Here is a 12,308-nt window from a genome sequence, read left to right on the forward strand (position 1 = left end):
CCACGGCCGGCTTCATGTCGTTTGCGTTGACCGCCGATGCGCTGAAGGTGGAAGTGGTCGATGACCGCAATCGCGTGCCTTACTCGGTCACGCTGAAGCCCTAAGTTCGATCAGGAAGGCCGATCGAAGCGCACCGGCTGCGGCCCGCGTCGCCGGCGGATCACCACGGTGCCGGCCAGCTTGTCGTGCCAGCCCTGCTTGCGGGCATCGAAAGCGACCCAGATCAGGCCGAGGCCGAGCGGAATCGTCGACACGAAGTAGCCGACATAGCGCAGCAGCGCCTGCTGCGGCGTGATCGCGCCGCCGGTGCTGGCATCGACGATCGTTGCAGCGATCGCCATCTTGCCCGGCGTGGCCCGGCGCAGCAGCCAGAACAGCACGACCGACACTGCCGGCAGCAGCCAGGAAATCAGGAAATCGGCCGGGCCGCGAATGAACGCGGCTTCGGGATCGAAGTAGTAGTCCCAGCCGTAGACGCTGATCACCAGCGGCATGATCACCAGCAACAGCAATACGCTGTCGATGACGCTGGCCCAGACCCGGATCCAGAATCCTGCGTATTCGAAATCGGCTTCGTTCATCGTGAGCTGTCCTGGCGCGTTCGCTGACTGACCTTAGCGAAGAATTCATTGCAGTGCGGCGATCGCGCAGGCTGTTGCGATGTGGGCCGCCTGCGTAGGCTGTGAGCATGTCGCCTGAAAACCTGACGTCTGCCGAATCGCTTTCTCCCGGGCCTGCCGCCGCAGCGCGCGCAGCACCCTTGCTGCTGCTGACCAGCCTGTACCTAGCCCAGGGCCTGCCGTACGGCTTCTTCACCCAGGCGCTGCCGGTGCTGATGCGCGAGAACGGCGCTTCGCTGAAAGCGATCAGCGCCACCGCGCTGCTGTTCATCCCCTGGGCCCTGAAGTTCCTGTGGGCACCGCTGGTCGATCACGTCGGCACGCGGCGCAGCTGGATCCTGCCGATCCAGTTCATCGCCGCGATCGGTGCCGCGCTGCTGGCCTTGATCGATCCCGCTCGCGGCTTTCTCGCTGTGTTTGCGGCGGTGTTCGCGTTCAATGTGCTGGCGGCCGTGCAGGACGTGGCGACCGACGGCATGGCCGTGCGTCTGCTCGATGCAAAGGCGAGGGGACTCGGCAACGGCATTCAGGTCGGCGCCTACCGCATCGGCATGGTGCTCGGCGGTGGCCTGCTGCTCTGGGTCTACGCGAAGTTCGGCTGGGTGGCGATGTCTCTCGGCATGTCGGCTCTGCTGGCGCTGACCTGCGTGCCGGTGCTGCTCTATCGCGAAGCATCTGACGGCGCGGTGCGCAAGCTCAGGCCGCCGCTGCCGGTACTGGCCGCTGGCTGGCTGCCGCGGCTGCGATTGCCCGGCATGCTGGCGCTGCTGGCCCTGGTCTGCGCCTACAAGTTCGGCGATGCGATGACCTCGTCGCTGGTCGGGCCGATGCTCAAGGATGCGCATTGGTCGACCGAGGAGATCGCCATCGTCAAGGGCACGCTCGGTTCGATCATGAGTCTGGTCGGTGCTGCGGCCGGTGGCTGGCTGGCGTTCCGTCTCGGCCGTCGGCGGGCGCTGCTCGGCTGCGGCATCGCCCAGGCGCTGAGTCTGCTGCTGTACGTGGTGGCCGCGGGTTCGCCGGATGATCGTGTGCTGCTCTGGAGCGCCTGCATCACCGAGCACCTGTTCGGCGGTATGGCGACCGTGGCCTTGTTCACCCTGATGATGGACGCCTCGGACCCCGAGCATGCCGGCACCGATTACACCTTGCTGGCCTGCGCAGTTCTGGTCGCGCAGTGGCTGGCGGCGTTCACGGCAGCGGCAATCGGCGATGCCTATGGTTACGTCGCGACCTTCACGGCGGCCCTGGTGTTGTCCGCGCTGGGCTGCCTGCTGCTGATCGTCGCGCTCGATCGCCGGCTGGGGCCGGCGCGGCTAGACGAGGTCTGGCGTTAGGCCAACAAAAAGCCGCCCCGCTGCGTTCGGCAGCGGGGCGGCTTGATCATTTGCAACTCAGTCGATCAGCCCGGCAATCAGGCAGCGACGGTCACGCCGTTGCGAGTCAGCTGCGGCGCGCTGACCAGGCCGAAGGCCTGCAGCTGGCCGAGCAGTTCGCGATGGCCGAACGCCTGACAACCGGACGCGAAGCCGACGCGCTTCGGCGGTGCCTGCAGCAGGTAGTAGGCGAGATAGGCCTGGAGCAGACCGGTCTGCTTGTAGTTGCAGATGCCATGGATCACGCAATGCGCGCGGCCGAGCGGACCGCTGGCGTGGACCGAATCGACCGAGGTGTTCTCGCGCGGATTCTCGCGCGGCGGCATGCCGGCCTGCAGGCTCGCTGCCATGTCGGACAGCGCCTTTTCCTGCTCCGCCTTCGGCATCTTCTTGATCTGGTCTTCGACGACGCCGGTGATCTGCACCACGCCTTCCATCACCGGGCGTGCGAACACGCCGCCCTGCGCCTTGCAGTTGGCAACGCGCGGATCATTCTTGAACCAGACCGGATGTGCAGTGCCGCCCCAGGGCAGCGCCATCGCCGTCTCATGCTGGCCGGGGACGATCACTTCGGATTTCGCCGTCGGCGACCACTGCACGTACTTGTTCTGTTCCAGGTAGTAGAAGTTGGCCGTGAGGATGCTGAAGATCGTCTGCGTCGAGGCATAGGTCGGGAAGCCCTTCCACAGCACCAGGATGTCGAGCGTGTCGAGGCCCGGCTGTTCGAGACAGATGTTCGCGGCGATTTCGCCGGTGGTGTACATCTGCGCAACGCCCGGCGACAGCAGCAGATTCTTGGCGGCGAACTTGGCGCCCCAGGTTTCCTCGGCGTGCATCATCCAGTTCTGCTCGCCGTTGGTATCGGTGTAGTGGCAGCCGGCAGCCAGCGAGGCTTCGACCGCTTCCGGGCCGAATTTCATGAACGGGCCGACCATGTTGCAGACCACCTTGGCGCCGCTGAACAGCTTGGTCAGCGCTGCGACGGTGTGCTCGACTTCGACGATCTCGTACTCGGCGGTCTCGATGCCCGGCACCTTGTCGAGCACTTCCTTGATGCGCTTGGCGTCACGGCCGGCGGCGATGAACGGCACGCGGTATTCGCGCAGGTATTCGGCAACCAGACGGCCGGTATAGCCGGTGACGCCGTAGATCACGACGGGCTTCTTGGCGGGGGCGGAACTGCTCATGCGGGATTCTCCTCGGGGTTGTAGGGACTCTGCGGCCGCATGGCCGCAAGCCTCAGGGGGTTGCTTGTTGGCGCTTCAGGCGCGCCACTGGTAATCGCTGGTCGTGCCGGCGAAATCGACGAACCAGTCGATCGCCGCCGGATTCATCATCGCGTCGCGGCTGGCGGCTTTCTCCAGCGGCCAGCCCATCAACAGCTTGCGCACCGGCACTTCCATCTTCTTGCCGGTGAGCGTGTAGGGCAGGGTGTCGAGTGCGTAAACCTTGTCTGGCACATGGCGCGGCGAACAGTCTTCGCGCAGTTTTCTGGCGATCCGCTGTATCAGGCCGTCGTCGAGCGCGAAGTCGGGCTTCAGCTTGATGAACAGCGGCATGAAGAACTGGCCGCCGGGCAGTTCGCAGCAGACGATCAGGCTATCGGCGATCTCCGGCAACTGTTCGACGGCGCGATAGATTTCGGCAGTACCGATGCGTACGCCGTAGCGGTTCAGGGTCGAGTCCGAACGGCCATAGATGTAGCAGCCACCGCGCGCGTTGACCTTGATGAAATCGCCGTGGCGCCAGACGCCGGGGAAGACTTCGAAGTAGGACTCGCGGTAGCGCTTGCCGCCTTCGTCGTTCCAGAACTTGATCGGCATCGACGGGAACGGGCTGGTCACTACCAACTCGCCGACTTCATCAGGGCCGGCCGGCGTGCCGTCATCGCGCCAGGCATGGACATCCATGCCCAGCATGCGCGCCTGGATTTCGCCGGCATGCACCGGCAGCAGCGGCACGGCACCGACGAAGCCGGAGCAGATCTCGGTGCCGCCGGACTGCGAGGTCACCCACAGGTCCTGCTTCACGCAGCGATAGAACCAGGCGAAGGTTTCCGGCGTCGATGGCGCGCCGGCAACGATCACCGATTCCAGCCGCGACAGATCGTAGAGCTTGCCCGGCTCGAGTCCGGCCTTCTCCATGATCTGCACATAGGTCGGGCTGGCGCCGAACGACGTGGTGCCGGTATCAGCGGCGAGCTTCCACAGGAAGTCGATCGAGGGATGGGCCGGGTTGCCGTCGTAGAGCACGGCGGCGGCGCCAGTCAGCAGTGCTGCGACCAGCAGGTTCCACATCATCCAGCCGGTGGTCGAGTAGAAGAACATCACCGAAGTCGGCTTAAGGCCGAGATGGAAATGCATCACCTTCAGATGCTCGAGCAACACGCCGACATGGCTATGGACGATTGCTTTCGGCAGGCCAGTGGTACCCGACGAAAACACCACCCACAGCGGATGATCGTAGGCGACCTGTTCGTAGCGGAAGGTTTCGCGCGGCACATCGGGATGATCGAGCAGCGAGCTCCAGGCGAGCACGCCGGGCAGCTCTGGCAGCGCAGCGGCCGCGTCCAGATACGGTAGCCAGACGATATGTTCGAGCGTCGGCAGCGCGGCGGCGATGCTGCGCACTTCGCTTTCGCGCTTGAAATCGCGGCCGCCAAAGCGGTAGCCGTCGGCGGCGAACAGCAGCTTCGGTTCGATCTGCGCGAAGCGTTCGGTGACCGTGCGGGTACCGAACTCCGGCGCGGCCGATGACCACACGGCGCCGATCGCGACCGTCGCCATCATCGCTACCGCCGTTTCCGGCACGTTTGGCATGTACGACACCACGCGATCGCCGGGCACCACGCCGAGCGCACGCAGACGGGTGGCGACGATGCGTACCTGGCGGCCGAGTTCCTGCCAGCTCAAGGTCGCCAGCGGGCGATTTTCCGAGCAGTGATGGAAGGCAGTCTGGCCGGGCGCGGCCTTGGTCTCATGACGCAGCAGGTGCTCGGCATAGTTCAGCCGGCTGCCTTCGAACCAGCGCACGCCCAGCATCTCGCGGCTGTTGACCACCTGCTGATACGGGGTTTCGGCGCGGACTTCGAAGTAGTCCCAGACCGCTGCCCAGAACGCTTCGATCTCGGTGACCGACCACTGCCGCAGCGCTTCGTAGTCGGCAAACTTCAGCTTGCGAGTCTGATCAAGCCAGCGCATGAACGCCGCGATGTTCGACGCATCAGCGAACTCGCCGCGAGGGCTCCACAGCAACTGGCCTTCCTGCGTCGTCGACATCACCACACTCCTGCACGCACACCGGGATTGTTTTTCGTTGCCTGCTTTCGAGTCTCGAAGCCCGAATCGCGAAGGCGGAAAGTGTAGCCGCTATGCATGCTGCAACTGCCTGAGGGCAAGCCCTCAGGTGACAACACTCGGGCCTTTGCGACCGGTCAGTTCATTGAGGCGAACGATGCGATCGGCGATCTGCGCTAGCGGTGCCAGCGCTTCGCCGGTCGGCCAGGCGAGCTGGTCGGCAGCGGTCTCGTAGCGTTCCAGATACAGGCGCAAGGTCGCGCCTTCGGTGCCGGTGCCGGACAGGCGCAGGATGATCCGCGCCGCATCGCCGAAGACGATGCGCAGTCCCTGGCCGGTGGCGACGCTGCCGTCGACCGGATCGGTGTACGAGAACTCGTCGGCCTGGCTGATCGTCCAGTCGCCATGGGTGCTGCCGATCAGCGAGGGCAGCGCCTTGCGCAAGCTGTCGACAACGGTGTTGGCGGCAGCGACTGGTAGCTCGTCATAGTCATGGCGCACGTAGTAATGGCGGCCATGGCGCGCCCAGTGCGCATCGGCGAGCTGCTGCACGCTCTTGCCGGTGGTGGCCAGCACGTTCAGCCAGGCGAGAACTGCCCAGAGGCCGTCCTTTTCTCGCGTATGGCTCGAGGAGGTACCGAAGCTTTCCTCGCCGCACAGGGTCAGGCGGTCGGCATCGAGCAGGTTGCAGAAGAACTTCCAACCGGTCGGCGTCTCGAAGCATTCGACCTTCAGCGCCTTGGCAACGACGTCGACCGCTCGGCAGGTCGGCATCGAGCGAGCCAGGCCCTTGAGGCCGCTCTTGTAGCCCGGCAGTTTGGTGAGATGGGCGGCGAGCATCGCCAGCGAATCGCCGGGCGAGATGAACAGGCCGCGGCCAAGGATCATGTTGCGATCGCCATCGCCGTCGCTGGCGGCGATCAGGTCCGGTGACTCCTTGCTCATCGCCAGATCGAGCAGATGCTTGGCGTAGATCAGGTTCGGGTCCGGATGGCCGCCGCCGAAGTCTTCCAGCGGTGTCGCGTTGATGACGCTGCCGGCCGGCGCGCCGAGCTGCTCGATCAGGATGCGTTGCGCATATGGCCCGGTGACCGCATGCATGGCATCGAAGCAGATACGGCCGCCACGCTTGAACCAGGCGCGGATCAGATCGAAATCGAACAGGCTCTGCTGCAGCTTGGCGTAGTCGTCGACGCTGTCGACGACCTCGATCAAGGTGTCGCCGAGCTGCTGGCTGCCACAGATGTCGAGATTGACCGAGCCGCCATCGAACAGGCGATAACGGCTGATCGTCCGGCTTGCATCAAAGATCTTGGCGGTCAGCGCTTCAGGCGCCTGACCGCCGCCAGCGATGTTGAACTTGATGCCGAAATCGCCATCCGGCCCGGCCGGGTTGTGGCTGGCGGTAAACAGCAGGCCGCCGGCAGCGTCGTGGACGCGGATCAGGTTCGACGCGGCGGGTGTCGACAGGATGCCGCCCTGGCCGACCACGACCTTGCTGATGCCATTGCCGGCCGCCATCGCGATCGCGGTCTGGATCGCGATCCTGTTGTGATAACGGCCATCGCCACCGATCACCAGCGTCTTGCCCTTGAGGCTGGTCTCGACATCGAAGATCGCCTGCAGGAAATTTTCCAGGTAATGCGGCTGCAGGAAAACGGCCACTTTCTTGCGCAAGCCGGCGGTGCCGGGCTTCTGGTCGGAGTAAGGCTGGGTCAGCTGTTCGCAGACTGGCATCAGGGTTCGGACTCGGTCAGGAAAAACATTGATAGCGCAAGCCTGTGCCGGCCTGCGTTCCTATCTTATAGTCGGGCTCATGCAAGCCGACATCACCACCTCCGACCGCTGCCCCTGCTGCGGCCAGCCGCGCCGCATTGCGCATCTGGTCGATCTCTACGAGCGCAGCTATCGGCTGCTCGAACGGTTGGTGCCGGAACTGAACCTGCCGTTCGATCGTGCAGTGTCGAAATCGGCCACCGATCTGCCGTTGGTGCTGACCGTCGTAGAGCGCGCACCGTACACCGCCGAACTGCGCTTGACCTACGAGTTCAAGGACGAGAATGGCGAGCGTCGTCTCGAACCGGATCTGTGGATCAAGGTTTATCGCGATGCGCGGGTCGCCGAAGCGCTGGACTGCGGCCAGCGGCCGACCTGGCTGGCGCAGATGTTCGGTGACGCTCAAGCCCATGACTACCTGCACGATCAGTGGGGCCGCAACCACATGCTCGCCAAGTGGCTCGAATATCTGCTCGACCACGGCCATGGGTTCGCGATCGCCGCGCGGCCCCGGAATTTGAAGCCGGCGGCCTGAGTTCCTGCTCGGCATGTCCCGAACCGATCGCTACAGCGGCATCAGCATCGTTCTGCACTGGCTGATGGTGCTTTTGATCGTCGCCGCGTACAGCCTGATCCTGAGCCGCAGCGAGTTCCCGAAAGGCAGCGAGGCGCGGGCGCTGGTCAAGATGCTGCATTTCTCGATCGGCTTGAGCATCTTCGCCCTGGTCTGGGTGCGCATCGCAGCCCGCCTGGCGAGCGGCCCGGCACCGGCGATCACCCCGGCGCCGCCGGCCTTGCAGCAGAAGGCGGCAAAGCTCGCGCATTTCGCGCTGTATGGACTGATGATCGGCATGCCGATCGGCGGCGCGCTGATCCTGAGCTTCGAAGGCCATGCGCTGCCGTGGTTCGGCCTGTTCGAAGTTCAGCTACCGATCCCCGAGAACAAGGACTACGCCGATCTGTTCGAGGATCTGCACGAAACCGGCGGCACGATCGGCTATTTCCTGATCGGCCTGCATGCATTGGCGGCTCTGTACCACCATTACTTCCTGCGTGACGACACGCTGAAGCGGATGCTGCCGCTTTGAAGCGAGCGATCGTTTTAAATTCTATTTAAGTCTTTTAAAAGCTTTTCTGATTACTTTATTCGTATAACGATCGCGCCTAGATTGCTCGGCATCCGCAGCGGCCTGAAAGGGCCGGGCACCGCACCTCAAGGAGCTTTCATGCCGTACGACACCATCGCGCCGATCAGTGCCGCCGTTGCCGGTCCTTTCGCTGCTGACGTGGCTGCTGCCGGTCATTCCTCGCCGTTGCCGAATGGCGGCAGCCTGTCTCCGGCCGAAGCCTGGGAACTGATTCAAGGCGGCGGCGCCACCTTGGTCGATGTGCGGACCGCCGAAGAACTGAAGTTCGTCGGCCAGGTGCCGAACAGCCTGCACGTGCCCTGGGCCACCGGCACGGCGATGACCCGCAACCCGCGCTTCGTGCGCGAGCTGGAAGCGAAGGTCGGCAAGGATCGCCCGGTATTGCTGCTGTGCCGCAGCGGCAAGCGCTCGGCGCTGGCCGTCGAAGCGGCGATCAAGGCGGGCTTCACCCAGATCGCCAACATCGCCGAAGGTTTCGAAGGCGATATCGATGCGCTGGGTCATCGTGGCCTGTCGAACGGCTGGCGTTTCCATGGCCTGCCCTGGGTGCAGGACTGAATTCGTCAAGCGCCGCAGCTCAGAACTGATCCGTATGAACAGCGCCAGCGGGCAGCCTAAAAAGTTGCTCGTCAGGGCTTGAAGCCGGTAGCCGCTGTCACACCAACCGATCAGACTTAGCTTATTCACAACCGATCTGAAGAGAACCTCTCATGGCTGATTCCGCACCACTGCCGACCCTGGGCGATGTAGCTGCCCACAAGCTGGCCAATACCACCAAGACGGTTGCGCAATATTCGAACATCACGCCGCGCTGGCTGACCCATCTGCTGCAGTGGCAGCCCGTCGAAGCCGGTGTGTTCCGGGTCAACAAGGTCAAGAATCCGGCCGATATCCGCACCGCCTGCTCGGTGACCGAGAGCGGTCAGCTGCCGAATTCCTTCGTCGATTATGACGAGAACCCGCGCGAATACTGGCTCAAGCAGGTCGCCACCAAACTGAACATCGCCACCCGCGTATCGGATCTGCATTCCAGCCCGTACGACCAGATCAAGGAACAGCTGCGCCTGATCATCGAAACGATCAAGGAGCGCCAGGAAAGCGAGCTGATCAATAACCCGGACTACGGCCTGCTGGCCAATGTCGCCGAATCGCAGCGCGTTTATCCGCTGACCGGTGCGCCGACGCCGGACGACATGGACGAGCTGCTGACCAAGGTCTGGAAGGAGCCGGCGTTCTTTCTCGCGCATCCGCTGGCGATTGCTGCTTTCGGCCGTGAATGCACGCGCCGTGGCGTGCCGCCGCCGACGGTCAGCCTGTTCGGTTCGCAGTTCATCACCTGGCGCGGCGTGCCGCTGATCCCGAGCGACAAACTGCCGATCGCCGACGGCAAGTCGAAGATCATCCTGATGCGCGTCGGCGAGAAGCGCCAGGGCGTCGTCGGCCTGTTCCAGCCGGGCTTGCCGGGCGAGCAGAGCCCGGGCCTGTCGGTGCGCCTGATGGGCATCGACGACCATGCGATCGCCTCCTATCTGATCTCGCTGTACTGCTCGCTGGCAGTGCTCACCGACGACGCGCTGGCGGTGTTGGAAGACGTGGAAATCAACAAGTTCCACGACTATCCCGACACCTACAAGTAAGGTCGCGAGGCTCCCATGAGTGTCTCGGGCAGCGGTCTCGACCCCGCCGCGCTGCAGGCGATGGCCAATGCGATGTTCAGCGCGCCGCCCGGCGCCGAACCGGCATTCGGTCAAGCGCCGGCCGCGCCCAGCGGCCCCATCAATCTCGGTTCGCCGCTGCCGCCCGGCGGCATTCCGGTGGCCGGGCAGAACAATCCCTTGCCGGTGGCAACCACGCTGCCGATGACCCCGCCGTTGCGCACCACGCAGCCGGGTGCGGCTGAACTGGCGGCGCCGCCTTCGTTCATCACGCCGAGAGTGGTGCCGACGCAGGCGCAGACGCCGGACCTGCATGGCCTGCAGAGCACGGTGCTGCCGGCCTTGCCGAAAGGCGGCAGCAGTTTCGCCGGCGTGCCCGAAGGTTTCGCTGCGCTGTTGCCGGGCGCAGCACCCGCGCCGAATCTGTCCGATGCCGCGGTGCCGTCCTCGGCGCAGCCACCGAGCAGCCCGTACTATTTTTTGGGCGATGCTTCGTCGGCGAGCGGTGTGCCTGAATCGCCGCCGCTGAATCTGGCCAGCCTGTCTGATCCGTTCGGGCTTTCGGCACCGACACGGATCAGTGGTGAACCGCCACGTTCATCGGGATCGACGTCGGCAGCGCCTTCCAGTCCGCATTCCAATGTTTCGGCGCCGAGTTTCTACTTTGCCGATCTGGGCGCGAAGCCTGCCGCACCGAAAGTCGCGCCGGGCCGTGGCATCTTCGACGTCGCCACCGCGCGCCGCGATTTCCCGATCCTGTCGACGCGAGTCAACGGCGGCAAACCGCTGGTCTGGCTCGATAACGCCGCGACAACGCAGAAGCCGCAGTCGGTCATCGATCGCATCTCGTACTTCTACGCCAACGAGAATTCCAACATCCATCGCGCCGCGCACGAACTTGCTGCGCGAGCGACCGATGCCTACGAGTCCGCGCGCAAGAAGGTAGCGAATTTCATCGGTGCCTCGAGTCCCGAGGAGATCATCTTCGTCCGCGGCACCACCGAAGGCATCAATCTGGTTGCCCAGAGCTGGGGTAAGCAGAACATCGGCGAAGGCGACGAAATCGTCATTTCACATCTCGAGCATCACGCCAACATCGTGCCCTGGCAGATGCTGACGGCGGAGAAGGGCGCGGTGCTGCGCGTGATCCCCGTCGACAACACCGGGCAGGTGCGGCTCGACGAGTATCAGAAGCTGCTGAGCAGCCGCACCAAGATCGTCGCGGTCACGCAGGTGTCGAATGCGCTGGGCACCGTGGTACCGGTCAAGGAGATCATCGACCTCGGTCATCGCTACGGCGCCAAGGTATTGATCGACGGCGCGCAGTCGGTGTCGCACATGCGGGTCGATGTGCAGGCGCTGGACGCCGACTTCTTCGTCTTCTCCGGCCACAAACTGTTCGGGCCGACGGGCATCGGCGTGGTCTTCGGCAAGCGCGGCATCCTCGAACACACGCCGCCGTATCAGGGCGGCGGCAACATGATCGAGGACGTGACCTTCGACAAGACCGTCTACCAAGGGCCGCCGGCGCGTTTCGAAGCCGGCACCGGCAACATCGCCGACGCGGTGGGTCTCGGTGCGGCGATCGATTACATCGAGCGCCTCGGCATGGAGAACATCGCGCGCCAGGAACACGATCTGCTCGAATACGGCACCGAAGCGCTATGCCGCATTCCCGGGCTGTGCATGATCGGCACCGCCAAGCACAAGACCAGCGTGATGAGCTTCGTGCTCGAAGGTTTCACCACGGCGGAAGTGGGGCAGGCGCTCAGCGAGGAAGGCATCGCGGTACGCTCGGGCCATCACTGCGCGCAGCCGATCCTGCGTCGCTTCGGGCTTGAATTCACCGTGCGGCCGAGTCTGGCTTTCTACAATACCTTCGAAGAGATCGACCTGCTCGCTGCGACCGTGCGGCGACTGTCCCAGACGCGGCGACGCGGCTGATCTGTACAAAAAAGCCTGGGTTTCCCGGGCTTTTTTGTATGCGCTGCTTGCTACTCGACCACCGGAAAAAGCCCGACCTCACGCCCGAAGATGCGCGTCTTGTAGCTGTCGACGAGCGTCTTGTCCGGGCAGTCGTCGAGCATGCCCTTGCACAGCCGGCGCATCGCCGACAGCGACTCGAAATAGTTGTCGCGTTCGACGCCGCTGGTGTCGACCAGCAGCCCTGGCAGGAAAGCGATATCCATGATCGGCACCGCCGTTTCCTTGGGCACCGGATAGTTGCTGCGCACCTGGAACTGGGTGACGTTCTTCGGCTCGGGCAGCTTGTAGCGGTACGGCGGCGAGTCTTCCTCGTAATAGGCCTGATGGTCGCCGAAGTAGCCGAATACGGCTGGCCGTGCATCCTTGGCGAACAGATAGTCGTTGACCGTCTGCACCGCGCCATCGAGCGTCACCAGGCGATTGACGTAATCACTCAGCCGGGCGGCGAGGC

At 64.1% G+C, this 12,308-nt stretch carries 10 protein-coding genes and 1 pseudogene; 6 read left to right on the forward strand and 5 right to left on the reverse strand.

Annotated features, from left to right (window positions below; all coding sequences use genetic code 11):
• Positions 1-110 precede the first annotated feature (110 nt).
• Positions 111-581: an RDD family protein gene (locus QZY06_RS14110; RefSeq protein ID WP_295685637.1), complete on the reverse strand. Its 471-nt coding sequence runs from the start codon at positions 579-581 to the stop codon at positions 111-113.
• A 107-nt stretch (positions 582-688) separates the two neighbouring features.
• On the opposite strand from QZY06_RS14110, the gene QZY06_RS14115 reads away from it, so the two are divergent.
• Positions 689-1,957, forward strand: a complete 1,269-nt coding sequence (locus QZY06_RS14115; RefSeq protein ID WP_295685639.1) for an MFS transporter — start codon at positions 689-691, stop codon at positions 1,955-1,957.
• Between the two features lie 77 nt (positions 1,958-2,034).
• Here the strand turns inward: QZY06_RS14115 and QZY06_RS14120 are convergent, their stop codons facing one another.
• The 3 genes from QZY06_RS14120 to QZY06_RS14130 form a co-directional block, all read right to left on the reverse strand.
• Positions 2,035-3,183: a DUF5938 domain-containing protein gene (locus QZY06_RS14120; protein ID WP_295685641.1), complete on the reverse strand. Its 1,149-nt coding sequence runs from the start codon at positions 3,181-3,183 to the stop codon at positions 2,035-2,037.
• Between the two features lie 75 nt (positions 3,184-3,258).
• Positions 3,259-5,274 (reverse strand): acetoacetate--CoA ligase, encoded by a 2,016-nt coding sequence (locus QZY06_RS14125; RefSeq protein ID WP_295685643.1) that lies wholly within the window; start codon positions 5,272-5,274, stop codon positions 3,259-3,261.
• Positions 5,275-5,397: 123 nt separating this feature from the next.
• Positions 5,398-7,029, reverse strand: a complete 1,632-nt coding sequence (locus QZY06_RS14130) for an alpha-D-glucose phosphate-specific phosphoglucomutase (protein ID WP_295685646.1) — start codon at positions 7,027-7,029, stop codon at positions 5,398-5,400.
• A gap of 79 nt (positions 7,030-7,108) precedes the next feature.
• Between QZY06_RS14130 and QZY06_RS14135 the strand changes: the two genes are divergently transcribed.
• From QZY06_RS14135 to QZY06_RS14155, 5 genes are all read left to right on the forward strand, one after another.
• Positions 7,109-7,603 carry a DUF1249 domain-containing protein gene (locus QZY06_RS14135; RefSeq protein WP_293394640.1) on the forward strand — a complete coding sequence of 165 codons (495 nt, stop codon included), beginning with the start codon at positions 7,109-7,111 and terminating at the stop codon, positions 7,601-7,603.
• 13 nt (positions 7,604-7,616) lie between these two features.
• Positions 7,617-8,156: a cytochrome b gene (locus QZY06_RS14140; protein ID WP_295685650.1), complete on the forward strand. Its 540-nt coding sequence runs from the start codon at positions 7,617-7,619 to the stop codon at positions 8,154-8,156.
• A 138-nt stretch (positions 8,157-8,294) separates the two neighbouring features.
• The gene (locus QZY06_RS14145; protein ID WP_295685654.1) at positions 8,295-8,774 is read left to right on the forward strand and encodes a rhodanese-like domain-containing protein; all 480 of its coding nucleotides are present in this window, start codon (positions 8,295-8,297) and stop codon (positions 8,772-8,774) included.
• A gap of 152 nt (positions 8,775-8,926) precedes the next feature.
• Complete coding sequence (locus QZY06_RS14150) at positions 8,927-9,853, forward strand: family 2A encapsulin nanocompartment shell protein (protein WP_295685657.1); 927 nt, start codon at positions 8,927-8,929, stop codon at positions 9,851-9,853.
• Positions 9,854-9,868: 15 nt separating this feature from the next.
• Positions 9,869-11,815 (forward strand): family 2A encapsulin nanocompartment cargo protein cysteine desulfurase, encoded by a 1,947-nt coding sequence (locus QZY06_RS14155; RefSeq protein ID WP_295685659.1) that lies wholly within the window; start codon positions 9,869-9,871, stop codon positions 11,813-11,815.
• A 50-nt stretch (positions 11,816-11,865) separates the two neighbouring features.
• On the opposite strand, the pseudogene QZY06_RS14160 reads toward QZY06_RS14155, so the two are convergent.
• Positions 11,866-12,308: pseudogene (locus tag QZY06_RS14160) on the reverse strand (hypothetical protein); the annotation flags it as partial.

It is taken from the genome of uncultured Nevskia sp., from assembly GCF_903885465.1.
Lineage (GTDB): Bacteria > Pseudomonadota > Gammaproteobacteria > Nevskiales > Nevskiaceae > Nevskia.